Genomic DNA, 18,160 nt, shown 5'->3' with positions numbered 1-18,160 from the left:
TGCCGATCAGTCGGGCGCTTCCTGGCGGCACGGCGGGTCTGCTGATGTGCGGGATCATTGCGTGCCGCACCCACGCGCCGGCCGTCGACTATCTGCTTGTCGCACTCCGCAGGCTGGAGTACCGGGGCTACGACTCGGTCGGGGTGGCCGTGAAAACCACTGGTGGCCAGGTAGTTCGGATCCGGACGGTAGAACGTATCGATGCGCTGGACCGCGCGATCCGCGGCGGCACCGGATATGAGCTCGACCGTGTCGGCATCGGCCACACGCGGTGGGCGACACACGGGCCGGCGACAGAGGCGAACGCACACCCGCACACCGACTGCACTGGCCGGATTAGTCTGGTGCACAACGGAATTATCGAGAACGCGCACGAACTCAGGCAGGCGCTGTCGATCTCGGGTCACCACTTCGCTACCGGTGTCGACAGTGAGGTCCTGTGTCACCTGATCGAAGATTGTCTGACCATCTCAGGTGACTTACTCTGCGCGGTGCAGGCCGCTCTGGCTTCGATCGAAGGGTCCTGGGCCATAGCGGTTTTGGAGGAGCGCACGGGTCGGGTGGTAGTAGCCGCAAACGGCTCACCGCTACTCGTCGCGCGCACTGAGCACGGCGATTTCGCTGCCAGCGACATCGCCGCCATCGCCGAGTGGACTGATGACTTTACGGTCCTCGGGGACGGCGACGTCATCGAGCTGTCGGTGAGCAGTGCCGGCCAGTCGGCCGGTAAGAACGGGCGCAAACCTGTTGTTCGGCAGTGTATCTGGCGTAACGGCGAGGATGGCCTCAACGGACATGCCGACTTCATGGCCAAAGAGATCGATGAGCAGCCCACCGCGGTGTCGCGGGTTCTCGACGAGTTAGGTCCAAATATCGCCAACGGGCGACTCTGGCACAGCCTAGGGCTGGCGCCGTTCAACAGACTGCAGGTGATCGGTTGCGGCACGTCACTGAATGCAGGGCAGGTGATCTGCAATCTGTTGCGGCGGGTGGGAGGAGTGCCGGCCAGCTTCAGCGTTGCCAGCGAGTCCGCTGGGGAGATCGTGGAGCCCGGTGCCCTGTGCCTTGCGATCAGTCAGTCCGGCGAAACCTCGGATGTCCTGAATGCGATCGTCTCCAGGCGAGCGGTCGATCCGGCGATGTTGGCTCTTACCAATAACCCGCACTCTACGTTGGCCCGGCGCGCAGATGCGGTCGTGAACTGCTTGGCAGGGCCAGAAATCGGTGTGGCGGCGACGAAGACGTTCGTGTGTCAGGTTGTAGCCGGCGTCGCAGTGATGGTCTCGGCACTGGCTGCCAATGGCTGCCTCGGCAGGTCCGCGGCAAATCGGTTGGTCGATGACCTTCGGCGGATACCGGCTCAGCTTTCGTCGGCGGGAACTGTGGCCAAGTGCTTGGTACCCCCGATCGCCGAGGAGCTGGCGGACGCCCCGGGGTTCATCTTCATCGCCAGGGGCACCGGGATACCGTATGCGGCCGAGGGCGCGCTGAAGTTGAAGGAACTCAGCTACCGATGGGCCGAGCACTATCCGGCGGGTGAGCTCAAGCACGGCCCGTTGGCGTTGATCAGTTCAGGCACCCCGGTGGTGGTCGTCGACAACGCAGACTCCAAGCTGGCCAACAACATCGCTGAAGTTCAGGCGCGCGGGGGTCGCATCATCAGCGTCGGTTCCCTCGGGAGCACCGTCCCCGTGACAGGTGAGCTGTCCGCTCCCTGGGGTCCGATAGAGACCATTGTGCCGCTGCAGATACTGGCCCGGAATCTGGCTCTCTTCTTGGGCTTCGATGTTGACAAGCCAAGGAATTTGGCCAAATCCGTGACGGTGGAGTGACTCGATGGCGTAGTGGCGGACAGTCCGGAGCCGGACAGGGCACCCAGGGTGTCGTTTCATGACAATCAGCGTTCAAAAGCAACCAGTTGGGGGAAAACAGTGCGTGCTTTGGTAACCGGCGCGGCCGGCTTCATAGGATCCAACTTGGTGGATCGGCTTCTGGCTGACGGTCACTGGGTAGTCGGGCTCGACAATCTCAGTACGGGTGTCGAGGCCAATCTGGCGCGGGCCGAGCGCATCAACGAGTTCTACCCAGGACAGTTCAGGCTGGTTCGGGGCGATATCACTGCGCCAGAACTGACTGGCATAGTGGCAGGCAACAATCCGGACATCATCTTCCACCTCGCGGCTCAAGTCGATGTCCGAACATCGGTCTCCAACCCTCAATTCGATGCTGCCAAAAACATTTTGGGGACAATCAATCTGTGTGAGGCGGCCCGGCTCGCTGGGGTACGGCGGATCGTGTACGCCGCGTCGGGTGGGTCCCGTTACGGTGCGCCGGCCTATCTGCCCGTCGGTGAAGAAGTGCTGCCGGCTCCCTTGTCACCGTACGGTGTATCCAAGCTGGCCGGTGAGATGTACTTGGGTGCCTATGCGTGGATGTATGGGATGGCGCCAATCTGCCTGGCTTTGGCAAACGTCTACGGCCCCAGGCAGAATCCGTACGGCGAGGCAGGCGTGATCACCATCTTCGGTAAGGCCATGATCAACGGCGGGCCGACCATCATCTATGGCGACGGCACCGCCGCGCGCGACTACGTCTTTGTTGGCGATGTCGTGGACGCTTTCGCCCAGGCCGGTCAAGCACCTGCGGATGTCACGGGCACCTTCAACATCGGTACCGGGCAGCAGACCACCGTCGCTGAGATTCACCGTGTCGTCTCTGAGCTTCTTGGTCGAACGTCACAACCACGACACAGCGCGGCCAGGACAGGCGAGGTGCGGGCCATCGCGTTGCACGCCGCCAAGGCCGAGAGTGAGCTCGGCTGGAAACCCGGTGTCGACCTCGTCGACGGGGTCCGGCAGACGATCCAGTGGTTGCGTGCCGTCCTCGACCCACAGCCAGGCCCGCCCGCGCAGCTCCCTGCTGCTGACAGCGAACAGATCGGAGTCTAGGCATGACCACTCAGTCAGCCGAAGATGGGCATCAAAATGGGTCCATTTCAACGGCATTCGTGAGATCGGCCGTTCACGTACCTCCTGTCACACCGACACCGGTGGTGCGCAAAAGGCAGAGCAAGCGTGCGCACCCAACCCTGGTTTCGCCGAATCCGACAGTCAGCCTGGTGATCCCGGTCCGAAACGAGGCTCGCAATATTGCCTGGGTACTTGAGCAGATCGCCGACGATGTGGACGAGATCATCCTCGTCGACGGCGACTCGACCGATGCAACGCTGATAACTGCCCGTCGGTATCGACCCGACGTCAAGGTGGTGCCACAGGAGGGGGTCGGGAAAGGGTCCGCCCTCCGGACCGGATTCCTGGCCGCCACCGGCGACATCATCGTGATGATGGACGCCGACGGCAGCATGGCACCCCAGGAAATTCGCCATTACCTGCATTTCCTCAACAACGGCTACGACTTCGTCAAGGGGTCGCGCTTCACCGGTGGCGGAGGCTCACTGGACATCACCCGGTTTCGACGGTTGGGTAACCGGTTTCTGCTGGCTGTCTTCAACAGCCTCTACGAGGCTGACCTGACGGACCTGTGCTACGGATTCTGCGCGTTCCATCGCCGCTATCTCAACCTCCTGGATCTCACCGCGACCGGGTTCGAGATCGAGGCTGAAATGACCGTGCGCGCAATGAAGGCTGGCCTTCGTGTTGCCGAGGTGCCGAGTCTGGAGATGCCGCGGCGGTCAGGCAAGTCGAACCTGCGTGCCATCCGCGATGGTGTCCGCGTTCTGCAGACAGTCCTGGACGGCAACGATGACGGGCTTGCAGGAAATCTCGCGCGGGCGCTGGCAGGCGGCTCCGGTGCCCGGGGACCCGCCGCACCAAAGCCGCCTCTCGGGTCGGTACGCCGATGATGGGCTCGTCGCCGAGTCCGTCAGCCGGGCGAAGGTTGACCGCATCTGTGGTCATCTGCGCCTACACACTCGACCGGTGGGACGACACACTGGCCGCGGTGGAATCGGTCCGCGGCCAGACGGTCCCACCTGAGCGCATCCTCGTTGTCGTCGACTACAACCGCGAACTCTTCGATCGCTTGCGCAGTGCCCTGCCGACGGTGACGGTCGTCGAGAACCGGCACCAGAAAGGGCTCTCGGGTGGTAAGGACACGGGTGTCGAGCTGACCACCAGCGATGTAGTGGCCTTCTTGGACGACGACGCGGTCGCCCACCCTGATTGGTTGGGGAGCCTGCTCGCTGCCTACGTCGATGAGCAGATTGCCGGAGTCGGGGGAACCACCCTTCCGCGGTGGGCATCGGATCGGCCGCGGTGGTTCCCGGAAGAGTTCGACTGGGTGCTGGGCTGTACCTTCACCGGCCGAGATCCTGGCCAGGTCCGAAACCTTCTAGGCGGCAACGCTTCCTTTCGCCGTGAGGTCTTTTCGGTAGCTGGTGGGTTTCCGAGTCACATCGGCCGGACTTCCGCACAGCGGCGTCCGCTGGGCTGCGAAGAGACCGAGTTCTGTATTCGAGTGAACCAGCATCGTCCCGAGTGGAAATACGTCTTCGAGCCGAGCGCAGTGATCTGGCACCGCGTCGGTACCGAACGGGAGCGGTTCACCTACTTCCGATCTCGATGCTTCGCCGAGGGATGGTCGAAAGCCGCCGTGACGCGCAGTGTCGGTGTTGCGGAGGGACTCTCGACTGAGCTTCGCTACACCACCCGGACGCTGACACGCGGTGTCATCCGGGGGATCGGTGAGACGCTTCGAGGAGATCGGTCCGGGGTCGAACGGTCTTATGCCATCTCTGTCGGATTACTGGCTGCCGCGACGGGCTACGCGCGCGGCGGCATCGCCGCCCGCCGTCAGCAAGCGATAACGGTGCGCAGTGACGGCCTCGGTCCGCAGATGCCAGTTCCCTGCGGTCCCCGAGTAGATAGCGGAATCTCGTGATTCGCACAGGCGAACAACCACTTCGAGTCGCGATGGTGTCAGCCCTCGCACTACCGGAAATGGGAGGAATCGAGACTCACGTCCACGAGGTTTCGAAGCGCCTCGCCGGTGCCGGCGTTCACGTGACCGTCCTGACGGCCGATCGCGCCGGCCAATTGCCGGCCGCGGAGCAGTTCCCCGGCTACCAGGTGCGAAGGTGGCGCACCTATCCCGGATCTCGGGACTACTGCCTGGCCCCTGGACTGCTGCGGCACTTGATATCCGAGCCCTACGACGTCGTGCACGTTCAAGGGATCAGGACATTGCTCGCGCCCACAGCTCTTGCGGCCGCCAGGCGGGCGAAGGTCCCATCAGTCCTGACCTTGCACACCGGAGGAAACCGGTCGGCTCTACGACAGTCGTTGCGACCGTTGCAGTTTCGGATCTGCCTACCTATGCTGCGGCATGCGGCGGCGGTCGTCGCCGTGTGTGAATACGAGCGTCACAACTTTGCCTCGCTTCTCGGTGTCGGCGACGATGCCATCCGACTCATTCGCAACGGCTCTGACCCGCTGCCGATTGATCCGTTTGCGGAGAAGGAGATCGGCAGTCCGCTGCTGGTATCGGTAGGTCGACTCGAACGCTTCAAAGGCCACCACCGAATACTCGGCGCGATGCCCAACATCCTGGCACAGGCGCCCGGTGCGCGCCTGGTACTCGTCGGCGACGGGCCCTACGAGAAGGCGCTCCACGCCATGGCAGAACGGCTCGGCGTGGCCGATCGGGTGTCCATCTGCTCGTTCGGTCCTGAGCGGCGGGGCTCGCTGGGCCGGCTCGTCGCCGATGCGGATCTGTTCTGCCTTCTCAGCGAGAGTGAGGCCCATCCGATCGCCGTCATGGAAGCGGTCGGCGCGGGGACGACCGCGCTTGTCGCGGACACGACGGGACTGTCCGAACTGGGGCGGGCCGGTCTCGTCAACACGATCGCGCTCAAGTCTTCAGCCGAGGAGATTGCCACTGCCGCTCTCGATCTCGCGGCTGCACCGCGGATTGCGCCACCCCATCTGCTGAGCTGGGACGAATGCGCTGAGCAACTGCACCAGCTCTATCGCGAGATTGCGACATGAAAGTTCTTCTGCTCGCCCAATTCCTACCGCCGATCATCGGCGGCGTGGAACGGCATGTGTGGACCCTGGCGAAGGCACTCGCAGCCAGGTCGCATGAGGTAACACTGCTCGGGTTGTGCACGGGCGACGAACAACCGGGCGAGAGCCATTCGGACGGCGTGCGCATTGTCCGGGTCCGTACCGCCGCCTCTCACCTGCCGTTCCTGTACAGCGATCCACGGCGCCCGCATTCGTTGCCGGTGCCGGATCCACTGGTGAGCCGCGCGATCCGTCACGAACTGTCGGCTACCCGTTTCGATGTCATACATGCCCACAACTGGATCGTGAACAGTGCCCTGGGGCCCGCCCGGCGGGCGGGTGTCCCGGTTGTCGTGACACTCCACGACTACAGCCATTTCTGCGCGACGGCCCGATTGATGGAGAAGGGCGAGCAGCGGTGCCACGGCCCGTCCGCGGCGCGCTGTCTGGCTTGCGCAGCATCACATTTCGACCCGATCAAAGGCCCGATCGTCGTCGCCGCCAACACCTGGTCGGCCAGGCAGAGACGCCGTCGGGTTGCACGCGTCGTGGCTGTCAGCGCCGCGGTGGCGAGCGCCGTGGACGGACATGACAAGCCAGTCTGGCTCAGAGGCGCGGGCCTCGACGCGGAAGTCATCCCGAATTTCATCCCGGACGAGATCGTTGTCGACGACATTGTGCCGGCACGTCCCGATGCGCCGCTGCTTTTCGCCGGCGATCTCACTCCGGACAAAGGGGTCCCGATCCTGTTGGAGGCGTACCGGTTGCTCGACAATCCGCCGCCATTACTCCTGGCAGGCCGTCCGACGCCTGAAGTGGCGCGGATGGTTCCAGACGGTGTGCAACTCCTGGGCACTGTCCCGCATCATCAGGCGCTTGAGCTGTTCCGGTCCGCGCGCGCCGTGATCGTCCCATCCGTGTGGTCTGATCCCTGCCCGACCGTTGTGCTCGAGGCGATGGCGGCGGGTCGCCCCGTCGTTGCCGCAGCCTCCGGAGGGATCCGCGACATGGTCGTCGACGGTGTTACCGGACTCCTGGTGCCGCCTGGTGACATCCCGGCGCTCGCGCACGCGATAAACGCGATACTGAGTAATTCTCAGACAGCCAAGGCATTCGGAGTCGCCGGCCGTAATCGGGTGCGGGAATTCACCGTCAGTGCGGTCGTCGATCGAATAGAGCGGATGTACGCAGGCGCTATTGCAGAAGTCAGTCCGGAGGTGGCGGCTCGTGCTGGCTAGACTTCGGGCCCGGCCCAGCGGACTGTTGGGGGTGTTCGGCTCGCTGGTGGGGTCACACGCCAGCGGGGCCGTAGCGGGCCTCGTCTTCTGGATGGTTGCCGCACGCACATTGTCTCCCGAACAAGTCGGGCTCGGAGCTGCGCTTGTGGCGGCCATGACTCTGCTGTCGATGTTGGGGTTGCTCGGTGTCGGCACACTGCTGCTCGAGCGCTTCAAATCGGTGGAGGTAGTCGATCGGTGGCCGCTGTTCAGCACCGGATTGGCCATCGCCGCAACGGGTGGTGCGTTTGTCGCGGCGGCGTGGCTGGTGGTGTCCGGGTTCGCACATCTCGATGGCGTCCTGGGGGGACTGTCTTTGCGCACCTTGCTGTTACTGGTCGTGGCGACGGTAATCGCGTCGACGTGCGCAGCCTTCGATCAGGCGGTGATCGGGATGGGCGCGAGCGGTGTCCAGCTGCGCCGCAATCTGATCGCGTCCTTCGTTCGCATCGGGTTCCTCTGTGGCGCCTTGGCTTTCGGCTTCAGAAGCGGGGAGGTCATTCTCGTTTCCTGGATGGTCGGACTGGGCGTCTCGCTGCTCGTCAGCCGGCTACGGAGCCATGTGCTGCCACGCTCCGGCGTAACGAACCGGGAACGATGGCTCTTGGTTCGCGACTGCTGGGCCGCGGCCGTCGGCCACCACGGCCTCACCTTGGCCATGGTGTCGGGCAGCCTGCTGCTCCCCGTAGTGGTCGCGTTGACGATGTCGGCGGAAGAGACGGCGTATTTCTCACAGGCCCGACTGGTGGCCGATACGGCACTTGCCGTTCCCTATTTCTTGACGATCGCCCTCTTTGCGACAGTCGACGATCTTGGCAAGTTCGGCCGAAAGGCACGTAGCACCATCATCCTCGGGATGGTGCTAGCCCTGGGCCTTATCGGCGGTGCCGCGGTCGTCGGTCAGCCTCTGCTGGGGTTGTTCGGGCCGGTATATGCGCAGCAATCGTTTCCGCTGTTGTTGCTGCTACTGGCCGCCGGTCCGATTCTGGTGATCAAGGACCATTTTGCCGTGCTGCGCCGGCTCCAAGGCAGGCGGATGGCCGGTGCGGTGACGATGGCACTGTGGACCGCAGCAGAGTTGATCGGTGCGATCGCGGGCAGCGTGTTGGACAGCCCGGCGGCGTTGTGCGTCGGGTGGCTGACGATGTCAGCGGGATGTGCGCTGATCGCGCTCCCGGCGTTGCTCAGAGGTATGCGTGAAACGACGACGACGGCAACGCAATCTGACCATAACGCCGCAGTCCAGGCGGACCGGGCGCTGGCGGCATTTTGGAATGCCTACGTCGACGCCGGCCGTGGCGGGATTCGCTATGTCCTGCGCAACCCGATAGATGTCCTGTGTGCAGTCCTCGACCTGCAGGATCTTCCGGTCCTGCGCACCGCTCGTCCGTCCGTTCGGGCCGGCGGGCGTGCAGTGCGGGAGGTCCTGAAGATCGCCGGGCCGTTGGCGACGCCGGCCCGGTGGTGGGGAACGGCGGCATTGGCCATACCGGACGACGCATCCACGTACACCTCAGGTGCACATGCGCAGACGTTGCGGCGCAAGATCCGTGCCGCCGAGCGAAGCGGAATCTCCTGCCGCCTGGTGCGCGCAGCTGAGCGCGAGGACTTGTTGGCGTTGGCGACGTTCGCCCAACAGACCCATCGCGACGAGCGGTACCGGGTGCCGACGCCGCACAATGACGACCTGCTGCTGCACGACCTCTGGATGGTGGCCGAGGACTGCGCAGGGAAATCGCTTCTGCTGGCGGTGATCCCGATCGACGGCGAGCTCGCCACACTGCGCTACTTCCGCACTCTCGGAACTGGTGACGCTCACTCGCTGAGCCGATACCTGGCCACGCAGGCCCTCGTCTCGGAACTCTCCAAGCGGGGAGTGCACTGGCTGCTGGACACCTCACCGCCGGGTGCGCAGACAAACGGAGTGCGGCACTTCCAACGTATGGTCAACTTCCGCTACGTGCGGATTCGATGCACATCACGTAGCCATCGCGCAGCGGAGCCGGCGTTCTCGCCCGGGTTCACCTCCGCCCCTATCAATCTCGATAGACCCAGACCGTTGGAGTCTGAGCGGGACGGTGTCGCCGATCTGCCCTTGACCGTGACTCTCCACGTCGTCGGCCCCTCGATCGATGCCGGTCTCAGATGACGTGCGTGGTGGCCGACGACGCGTCGTTCGGCACGGACACCATCGGTGCGTCACGAATGCAAGGAGGGACGGGCCAGGCCGTCTGGGTGTTGCTCGCCGTCCAGGCAATCGCCGTGATTCTGCAGGTGATCTCGGTGAGCTTCGCCTGGCACGGTGCAAGCGCATTCGGAAACGTGTTGTCCTGTTTCGGGTTAGGGCTCACCTTCGCAAGTGCGGTGTGGGCACTGACCCACACGCGGCTGGACCGGTCTCTGCGAAATGCCGCGGTCGTATGCCTCGGGATCACGACGGCCCTGCAATGGCGGATGAATGATCCCCTTCTGTTCAGGGGCTATGACGAACAGCTGCACATGCGGACGCTGAACGATATCGAGTCCTCGCACGGCCTGTTTCAGCCCCATCCGATTCTGGCAGTCAGCTCGCGGTACCCGGCGCTGGAATCTCTCACGGCGCTCTTTCATGAATTCGGCCTGCCAACGATGGCCGCGGCGACGGCCGTCGTGCTCCTGGCACGGCTGGCATTGGTCCTGGCGCTCTGTGCCGCCGTCGAACATGTCACCGGGAGTCCCCGGGCAGGAGGACTGGCCGTTGCGGCGTACTCCGTTTCGCCCCAATTCGTCTTTTTCAACTCCCAGTTCTCTTATCAGACACTGTCTTTGCCGCTGGCATTGGCCGCGGTGGCCTTCATCGCCCGCGCTCGCTGGGCACAGAACCCGGTTCCACTGTTTTGTGGTGCCACCATCTGTCTGCTCGCCGTCGCAGTGACCCATCACCTGACCAGCTGGCTCACTGCGACATTCCTGGTGATCTGGACTCTCGCCGAGCGCCACTCTCGGTCACGCCGCCGCGTATTCTGCGGGGCGGTGGTGGCTTTGCTTGCCGGCGTAATCTGGGCGGCGATCCAGTGGTCACTACTTCGCGATTACTTCGGACCGATGATCGACGACGTGACCTCGCAGCTCCACGGCGCAGGTAATCGGGAGTTGTTCACGGAGACGAGCAGGGAGGTGAAGCCCCTGTGGCAGCGGGGCCTGCTCGTGTACTACGCCATTGCTGTTACCTCTGCGGTGGCATGGCTGATCTTCATTCGTATCCGGCCAATTCTCCCTTATCTACGCGGCACTTTGGCTGCGAGGCGCAGCGGACGTAAACGGTCTGCCTGCCCAGAACTCCCGGCGACACTCGGAGGCAGGCATGGTGGTGCCGATGACGCGGAGTGGGACACTCTCCGCTGGGGCCCGCCAACATTGCTCCTGATCATGGTGACGGCAATTCCGGTGCTGTTCGCCGCCCGGGTGATGCCCAGTCTCGGCGAGATCGGTGATCGCGCCAGTTCATTTCTGTTTCTGCCGTTCAGTTTGCTCATTGCGGCGGCCGGAGTGAACTACCGATCGGGACGGCACACCCATGCAGAGCGGCTGACCTCGACGAAGAAAGACCTGCGTGCGCGTTGTGCCACGCCCGTTCGGCTGTTCGCCGTGGCGCTCGCCACGGCAGTCTTCCTCGGCGGCTACCTGTTGGGTAGTGGGTCCGACTGGGCACGGCTACCCGGTGGATATCTCCCCGGCGCCGATGGGCGATCGATTGACGCTGAAGCGCTCGCGGCGACGCGCTGGGCACACGATCGGCTGCCACCTGGAAGTCGTATCGGCTCCGACCGAGTCACTTCGACACTGCTGGCCAGCGGGGCCGGCCTGTGGCCGATCATCAAGGACGTGGGGCCGGCGCTGTACCGGGAGGAATCCTGGGGTCAGGCGCAGACGGATACCGTGCGTGACCTGCGCCTGCGCTACCTCTATGTCGATCGGCGAATCGCCGACCAACCACCTTATGTCAGTGGATATTTCGATGAGAGATCACCGCCGCTGGCGATCACTCGAGCCGCATTGGCGAAGTTCGACAGCGTGCCAGGAATTCACGAAGTCTACCGGCATGGACCGGTTTCCATCTACGACTTGAGCGAGCTCGGAATCGCGGAGCAACGGAACGGGTGGGTTGGTGGACAGACTCCGACGATCGGCAGCCCAGCGCAGGTGCTACTCGGACTATTGCTGGGCGGCGTGCTCGCGCTTCTCCGGCCCTCCGAAATCGGATGCAACAGTATGAGATTCGTGAGATCGATATACAAGGCTGCAGGAGCATCATTGACCTATGTGTGCGCGCTGGCAGCGCTGTGCATCGCGTCGATCCTGATGCTTCTGGCCGGGATCTGGGTAGGACCGATGTTCTTTATCTCGGCGGCGGTGGTCATGTTGATGGCGAATCCGCGATGGGCCGGGTACCTCCTGAAGAGTGGCCTTGCGCGATTTCGCTGGACGCGGTTCGTTGCCACCGCGACGGTCACCCTGGCTGTCGGGACCGCGATCGGCTTTTCAGCACACGAGGCGGCAATGGCCCATCAACTCAGTTCCGCGGCAGACACGCAGTGTCGGATCGGGGCGTGCGATGCCTTCCGATAACGAAACCCCGCCCGTAGGTGGCCTCATTGTGCCGATCTCCCACAGCCAAGATGTGAGGCGTCGAGTGACGAGCCGGTCTGCCCTGATCCTCATGTACCACGATGTGGCGGAGTGCCCGCCCCCGGCGACCCGCCGGCTTTCTGTGACACCGCGAGCAATCGAGGGGCAGCTGGCCTTCCTCGCCAGGGAAGGCTTCACCGGGATGACCTTTGCGCAACTGGGCGAGGCATTTCGGACCGGCGTGGAGCTACCGGAACGTCCAGTGGTCCTCACCTTCGACGACGGATACGCCGGTGTAGCCAAGGATGCATGGCCACTTCTTCGGAACTACGGTTTGCCTGCAACGGTTTTCGTCACGACGGGTTGGATCTCCGATGCCGGCCGGGACGCCTCGGGTACGCCGCTAGGGGAGATGCTGAACTGGACCCAGATTCGCACGATGGCCGCCGCGGGCATCGAGATCGGAGCCCACAGTCACAGCCACCCCGAATTGGATCAGCTCGATAACGCCGCACTGTGCGGCGAGCTTCGGCACAGCCGCGCGATGCTCGAGGACGGGATCGGCGCCGCGGTCCAAGCACTTGCCTATCCCTACGGATACTCGAGCGCGCGGGTACGACTCGCCACAAGGGCGGCTGGCTACTCCTGCGCAGCAGTAGTCGGCAATGTTCGGGCAACCCATTCAGATGACCTCTTCATGCTGCCGCGTTTGACCATCAGTCGCGCGACCGATCAGGCTGCGTTCGAGGCGATCGTCGCAGGTCCCGATGGCCGGATGTTGCGACGAGAACGTGCGCTGACGGCGGCCTGGGCACCCGTGCGCCGTGCCCGTAGGGCCGCGAAGTGGGTGCTCAATCATGGGTGAGGATGGAAAGGCGACCCGCCGCAGTCTGCGCGCCCGCGTTTTATGTGTCATCACTGCAGCTCATTTCGCTGTAGGGGCGATATTCCCCACCGGTTGCGCATCGGCGTCTACCGCGGTTTTCGATGATTTCAACGGGCCTGCCGGGGCCGCCCCGAATCCGGGGTGGTGGAGCAACGTCACCGGGGGTGACTGGGATTCCGGCATCGAAACCTACCGGGCCGCCGATGCTGTCCTCGACGGTCAGGGCAACCTCGCCATTCGTGCCGTCGAGACCGAACACGGCTTCGAATCGGGACGGGTTCAGACGAAGAACAAACTGAGCCTGGGGTACGGGAAGATCACTGCACGTATCAAGATGCCGTCGGGACAGGGCCTTTGGCCGGCGTTCTGGCTGGTCGGAGCGGACGAGGACACGACGCCCTGGCCGAACTCCGGCGAAATAGACGTGATCGAACTCGTGAGCAATGCCAACACATATCACTCGACCATCCATGGCCCGAACAACGGCAACTCGGGCACCTATCAGGTTGCCTTCAGTGGCCCCATACCCGACTTGTCGACCGCCTTTCACGAGTACTGGGTGAAACATGTGCCCGACGCCATCACTATCGGCATCGATGATATGACGATTGGCACCTTCACGCCGGATTCCCTTCCGGCAGAGGCTCGGTGGATTTTCAACCGACCGATGTACGCCATCTTGAACCTGGCGGTCGGGGGCGACTGGGCCGGCCCACCCGACAACTCGACCCCACTGCCGGCGACCATGCTGGTCGACTGGTTTCGCTGGGAGCCGATGTGAAGACAATCCCCGAAACCGATGACGTGGTAATGGACTTCGCTGCCGCGGCTCGCAACTGGCCAGATCGTCCGGCTGTGATGCACGGCGACATCGTGATCACCTACCGCCAGCTGGCGAATCGCGTCCGGCTCACCGCATCCCGCTATCGAGCTCGGGGCTTCGGCGGATCGCCACGCCTGATCGGTGCATTGGTCACTCACACGCCGGCGGTGGTGGAACACCTTCTCGGGATACTGCAAGCCGGAGCCGCCTACTGTCCTATCGACGCCGCCTTTCCGGACGCGAGGAAGCAGGACCTGACAGCTGTACTGGCCCTGGACCGGCTGTACGCGGTGGCCCCAGGTCTCTGTGCGCCTACGAACGTACGAATCGAGACACTCGACGGGGACAACCCACTAGCGGACGACGGCATCTGGGAAAGTACTTGCCAACCAACGGATGCGGCATACGTTCTCTGCACTTCCGGGTCGACCGGCAACCCGAAGCCGGTGGCGGTCTCGCGACTCGCCCTGACTGTCACTGTGCGCGCACTGCGGGAGCTGTTTGCGCTCACTCCGGAGGATCGAGTGCTCCAATTCGCCTCGCTCGGTTGGGACACTTGCCTCGAGGAGATGCTTCCCGCACTGACCGCAGGGGCCACAATGGTTTTCGACGATGTGGCGCACTGCGGGTCGCTGCCGCTGTTTGTCCGCATGCTGGCGGAGCGAAAGATCACCGTGCTCGACCTGCCAACCGCATTCTGGCACGAATTGGTGCTGTTCCTGGACGAGGAGCAGATGGCCCTGCCGGACTGTGTGCGACTTGTGGTTATCGGGGGTGAGCGGATCGATCCGACTCGATTGGGGCAGTGGAGAGATCTCGTTACCGGGCACGCCAGGCTGCTGAACACGTACGGGTGCACCGAAACAACGATGGTGACTCACGCGGTGCAGCTGACCGGTCCCGATACCGAGCCAGAGTTTGAGTCCCGCACCTCCGAGATTTCACTGGGGCGTCCATTACCCCACGTACGTGATCACGTCACCGCTGAGGGTGAACTGTGGATCTCTGGGCCTGCGCTGGCTACCGGCTACCTCGGGCTCCCCGAGCTCACTGCCAGAGGATTCCCCTTCGTCGATGACGGCTCGGGACCGGTCCGCTGGTTCCGGACCGGCGATATCGTCAGCCGGGGCCAGAATCAGTTGCTGTACTCCCGCGGACGCACCGATGAGCAGGTGAAAGTCGCTGGTGTGCGTGTGCATCCGGCCGAAGTAGAGGCGCAGCTCAATTCTCACCCCGCGGTCTCGGGCGCTGTCGTAGTCGGCGAAAGACGACTCGGGCGGACCGTGCTGGTGGCGTACGTGGCGCTGTCCGGCATCGTCAGTACGGCCGATCTCAAGGAGTATGTCCGGAGCCGTCTACCGATTCAATTCGTCCCTGCCAGAGTCCAATTCGTATCTCGTCTGGCCTACACGGCCAGCGGGAAACTTGACCGGACGGGAACCCGTCGCGCCGCTGCAGAACACGACAACAAAGGAGCAGACCGATGAGCCCCGACCATATGGTCCACATTTTCCGAAGGATACTTGACACAGACGAGGTGGAACCGAACTCCGATTTCTTCGACCTCGGCGGCGACTCGCTACTGGCCACGCGGGTCCTCAGCGCAATCGCGCGCGATTTCGGCATCGAGTTGATGTACGACGACTTCCTCGAAAAGCCCTCTCCTGAGGGACTGTTCGATAGAGTCGCGGGTGCGAAGTTATGACCGGCACCGGTATGCGCGTTGTTGTCGTCGGCGCCGGGCTGGCCGGTTTGACCGCCGCGGTCGATCTTATGGCGGCGGGCGCGGAGGTCAAGGTGCTCGAAGCCCGGGATCGGGTCGGCGGCCGAATGCATGGTGTTCCGATATCGACGAGCGTCATGGCGGACGCGGGCGCCGCCTATCTGGGGGCGCGGCACACCGAGCTACTCGCGATGATCGAAGAGTACGGGCTGGATTTGGTCGCTACCGACATGGTCGGGGGCAGCACTTTCCTGGTGTCCGATCAGCGCAGGACCAGCGCGAGCCGGCTACCCCCACTGGACGTGGTTGCGCTCGGCGATCTGTTCGACCGGCTCGAAGGGTTGGTCACTCAGGTACGGCCCGATGCTCCGTGGCAGAGCCAGGACGCGAGCCGTCTCGACCGGCTGACGGTCGCGCGGTGGCTGGAGGACGAGGTCGAGCATCCGGACGCGCGTATTTTCTGCCCCCTGTTCCTCGGCGAGATGATGGCCGCCGACCCCGCAGAGATTTCCGTTCTGCACATGGCCTTCTACCTACGCTCTGGCGGCGGGATCCGGTACCTCAATGCTTTCGAGGGCGGCGCTCAGCAATGGCGGATCGACGGTGGTGCACACCTGCTCTGTCTGGCCCTGGCGGACCGGCTCGGGGATCGGGTGCAGTTGGGCGTTCGGGTCTGCGCGATCAAGCAGGACGTCGACGAGGTTGTGGTGCAGTGTGTTTCGCCCGGCGATGGCGTCAGCTCAGAGTATCGAGCCGACCAGGTCGTCGCTGCCATACCGCCGTTGCTGGCGCAAGGCATCGATTTCCGACCCGGACTGCGGGTGCCGCGGGCCACGGGGGCCACGGGCCGAGGGTGCGCGATCAAGGTGCATCTGAGTTATCCGGCTCCGATCTGGCGTGCGCAGGGGTTGTCCGGGTGGTCGGTGAGCGACCAGGGGCCCTTGCTCTCCACGGTCGATGATTCCCCGCCGGACGAATCGGCAGGAATTCTGACCGGATTCGTCACCGGCGCAGCAGCATCGGCGTTCAGTGTGTTATCGCCGAACGAGCAGCGCGTCGCAGCTATATCCCAAATCAGTCGGCTCTTTCCGACCCTGCCGCCGCCGACCGGATACTCGGTCACCGACTGGCTGGCTGACGAATACAGCCGAGGGTGTTACGCCGCATTGTTCGGCCCCGGTGACTGGTTGCGTCTGGGGCCGACACTGACCGAACCGCATGGTCGGGTCCACTGGGCAGGCACCGAAACCAGCCTGGAGTTCTTCGGGTTGATGGAGGGCGCGATCAGATCAGGCCGACGGGTAGCCAGTGAATTGATCCGCGGCGCCGAACTGGTCGCCGATACCAGAAAGGTTATGACGCATGACATTAGTCGATGAGCTCGCCGAGTCTGCCACTTCCGGCTTTACCGCCGTCACCGAGCAGCCGTATCGCTATGTACGCACGACGTTGTCCGAACCGGATTGGCGGCGATATCCCGGCTGGGCGACGGTGACCGAATCGGAGTGGCGAGATCCCCAATGGCAGCGGGCACACTCGGTCAAGAACGTCGGTCAGCTGCGGGCGGTGGTAGGGGAGCTGCTCGAAGAGCGGTTCTACGCCGACCTGACCGCAGATCAACAGCAGCGGGCCACCATGTCGATGCTGCTGCCGCCGCAGATGCTGAACACTATTGCGCCGCATCACGAACCGAATCGGCACGGGCTCGCCGATGCCTTCTATGCCGATCCGATCCGCCGATACATGCTGCCCGTACTCAGTGACCGTGAACAGGAATGGTGTTCGCATCCGTTTGCTGAGCGAGATTCGCTGCACGAGAGCGACATGTGGGTGGTGGAGGGACTGACCCATCGGTATCCGACCAAGGTGCTCGCCGAACTGCTGTCGACCTGCCCCCAGTATTGCGGGCACTGCACTCGGATGGATCTCGTCGGAAATTCCACACCGACGGTCAACAAGGCCAGGCTGGCACTGCAGCCCGCCGAGCGGCAGGAGCGAATGTTGGACTACCTGCGTACCAACCCCACGGTGCGTGATGTCGTGGTGTCCGGCGGTGATGTGGCCAACGTTCCCTGGCGACGATTGGAATCGTTTCTCCTGCGACTGCTGGAAATCGACTCCATCCGTGATATCCGGTTGGCGACCAAAGCCCTGGCCGCCCTGCCGCAACACTGGCTGCAGCCAGACGTGATCGACGGAGTGAGCCGTGTCGCGCAGACCGCATCCAGCCGTGGGGTCAACCTGGCGCTGCACACCCACATCAACCACGTGCAGTCGGTGACGCCCATGGTCGCGGCCGCCACGAGGGCCCTGCTGGACGCAGGGCTACATGACATTCGCAACCAGGGGGTGTTGATGCGCGGGGTGAACGCTACCGCCGACGACCTGCTCGATCTGTGCTTCGCGCTACAGGGTGAAGCGAGTATCCTGCCGTACTACTTCTACATGTGCGACATGATCCCGTCCGCCGAGCATTGGCGGATCGCGCTGTGGGAGGCCCAGGAGTTGCAATTGGCCATCATGGGCTATCTGCCCGGCTTCGCGACGCCACGACTGGTGTGCGATGTTCCCTACGTAGGCAAGCGATGGGTCCATCAGGTCGCGCGCTATGACCGGACTCGCGGCATCTCATACTGGAGTAAGAACTACCGAACAGGTTTGGAGGCAACAGATGTCGATGCGCTGAGCCGCGTCTACCCCTTCTACGACCCGATCGATAGTCTACCGGCGGCAGGTCAGGCGTGGTGGCGAGCGAATTGCCGCGGTCCGGGCGGCACACGTTCGGTTGCGCCGGAAGGGCTCGTGAGGTGACCGTCGAGT

The 18,160-nt window shown here is 63.7% G+C and carries 14 protein-coding genes; all 14 read left to right on the top strand.

The window, feature by feature from the left end:
- Positions 1-44 precede the first annotated feature (44 nt).
- Entirely contained in the window at positions 45-1,832 is a 1,788-nt protein-coding gene (glmS, locus tag H7J73_RS27185) for a glutamine--fructose-6-phosphate transaminase (isomerizing) (RefSeq protein WP_264070983.1), read from the top strand.
- Between the two features lie 99 nt (positions 1,833-1,931).
- Positions 1,932-2,948, top strand: a complete 1,017-nt coding sequence (locus H7J73_RS27180) for an NAD-dependent epimerase/dehydratase family protein (protein ID WP_264070904.1) — start codon at positions 1,932-1,934, stop codon at positions 2,946-2,948.
- A 2-nt stretch (positions 2,949-2,950) separates the two neighbouring features.
- On the top strand, positions 2,951-3,862 hold the full coding sequence (locus H7J73_RS27175) for a glycosyltransferase family 2 protein (protein ID WP_264070903.1): 912 nt from the start codon (positions 2,951-2,953) through the stop codon (positions 3,860-3,862).
- Positions 3,863-3,897: 35 nt separating this feature from the next.
- On the top strand, positions 3,898-4,899 hold the full coding sequence (locus tag H7J73_RS27170; protein ID WP_264070902.1) for a glycosyltransferase family 2 protein: 1,002 nt from the start codon (positions 3,898-3,900) through the stop codon (positions 4,897-4,899).
- 59 nt (positions 4,900-4,958) lie between these two features.
- Positions 4,959-6,005, top strand: a complete 1,047-nt coding sequence (locus tag H7J73_RS27165) for a glycosyltransferase family 4 protein (RefSeq protein ID WP_264070901.1) — start codon at positions 4,959-4,961, stop codon at positions 6,003-6,005.
- Complete coding sequence (locus tag H7J73_RS27160) at positions 6,002-7,261, top strand: glycosyltransferase family 4 protein (RefSeq protein WP_264070900.1); 1,260 nt, start codon at positions 6,002-6,004, stop codon at positions 7,259-7,261. The genes H7J73_RS27165 and H7J73_RS27160 overlap by 4 nt, the downstream gene beginning before the upstream one ends.
- Positions 7,251-9,449, top strand: coding sequence for a lipopolysaccharide biosynthesis protein (locus H7J73_RS27155; RefSeq protein ID WP_264070899.1), 2,199 nt, complete (start codon positions 7,251-7,253; stop codon positions 9,447-9,449). The genes H7J73_RS27160 and H7J73_RS27155 overlap by 11 nt, the downstream gene beginning before the upstream one ends.
- 5 nt (positions 9,450-9,454) lie before the next feature.
- Positions 9,455-11,908 (top strand): glycosyltransferase family protein, encoded by a 2,454-nt coding sequence (locus H7J73_RS27150; RefSeq protein WP_264070898.1) that lies wholly within the window; start codon positions 9,455-9,457, stop codon positions 11,906-11,908.
- A 64-nt stretch (positions 11,909-11,972) separates the two neighbouring features.
- Entirely contained in the window at positions 11,973-12,773 is an 801-nt protein-coding gene (locus tag H7J73_RS27145) for a polysaccharide deacetylase family protein (protein WP_264070897.1), read from the top strand.
- Positions 12,766-13,575, top strand: coding sequence for a glycoside hydrolase family 16 protein (locus tag H7J73_RS27140; protein ID WP_264070896.1), 810 nt, complete (start codon positions 12,766-12,768; stop codon positions 13,573-13,575). Before H7J73_RS27145 ends, H7J73_RS27140 begins: the two co-directional genes overlap by 8 nt.
- Entirely contained in the window at positions 13,572-15,104 is a 1,533-nt protein-coding gene (locus H7J73_RS27135) for an AMP-binding protein (protein WP_264070895.1), read from the top strand. Before H7J73_RS27140 ends, H7J73_RS27135 begins: the two co-directional genes overlap by 4 nt.
- Positions 15,101-15,322, top strand: coding sequence for an acyl carrier protein (locus H7J73_RS27130; protein WP_264070894.1), 222 nt, complete (start codon positions 15,101-15,103; stop codon positions 15,320-15,322). Before H7J73_RS27135 ends, H7J73_RS27130 begins: the two co-directional genes overlap by 4 nt.
- Positions 15,319-16,719, top strand: a complete 1,401-nt coding sequence (locus H7J73_RS27125) for a flavin monoamine oxidase family protein (RefSeq protein WP_264070893.1) — start codon at positions 15,319-15,321, stop codon at positions 16,717-16,719. Before H7J73_RS27130 ends, H7J73_RS27125 begins: the two co-directional genes overlap by 4 nt.
- A complete protein-coding gene (locus tag H7J73_RS27120) occupies positions 16,703-18,151 on the top strand; it encodes a KamA family radical SAM protein (RefSeq protein ID WP_264070892.1) in 1,449 nt (482 codons plus the stop codon). Before H7J73_RS27125 ends, H7J73_RS27120 begins: the two co-directional genes overlap by 17 nt.
- Positions 18,152-18,160 lie beyond the last annotated feature (9 nt).

This window comes from Mycolicibacterium komossense (assembly GCF_025822605.1).
GTDB lineage: Bacteria > Actinomycetota > Actinomycetes > Mycobacteriales > Mycobacteriaceae > Mycobacterium > Mycobacterium komossense.
This window is presented reverse-complemented; position numbering and strand designations above follow the sequence as displayed.

Bases quoted from the DNA above. Each gene is read 5' to 3' on its own strand.
- glmS (WP_264070983.1), top strand. From the start codon at position 45: ATGTGCGGGATCATTGCGTGCCGCACCCACGCGCCGGCCGTCGACTAT.
- H7J73_RS27175 (WP_264070903.1), top strand. From the start codon at position 2,951: ATGACCACTCAGTCAGCCGAAGATGGGCATCAAAATGGGTCCATTTCA.
- H7J73_RS27165 (WP_264070901.1), top strand. From the start codon at position 4,959: ATGGGAGGAATCGAGACTCACGTCCACGAGGTTTCGAAGCGCCTCGCC.
- H7J73_RS27160 (WP_264070900.1), top strand. From the start codon at position 6,002: ATGAAAGTTCTTCTGCTCGCCCAATTCCTACCGCCGATCATCGGCGGC.
- H7J73_RS27140 (WP_264070896.1), top strand. From the start codon at position 12,766: ATGGGTGAGGATGGAAAGGCGACCCGCCGCAGTCTGCGCGCCCGCGTT.
- H7J73_RS27130 (WP_264070894.1), top strand. From the start codon at position 15,101: ATGAGCCCCGACCATATGGTCCACATTTTCCGAAGGATACTTGACACA.
- H7J73_RS27125 (WP_264070893.1), top strand. From the start codon at position 15,319: ATGACCGGCACCGGTATGCGCGTTGTTGTCGTCGGCGCCGGGCTGGCC.
- H7J73_RS27120 (WP_264070892.1), top strand. From the start codon at position 16,703: ATGACATTAGTCGATGAGCTCGCCGAGTCTGCCACTTCCGGCTTTACC.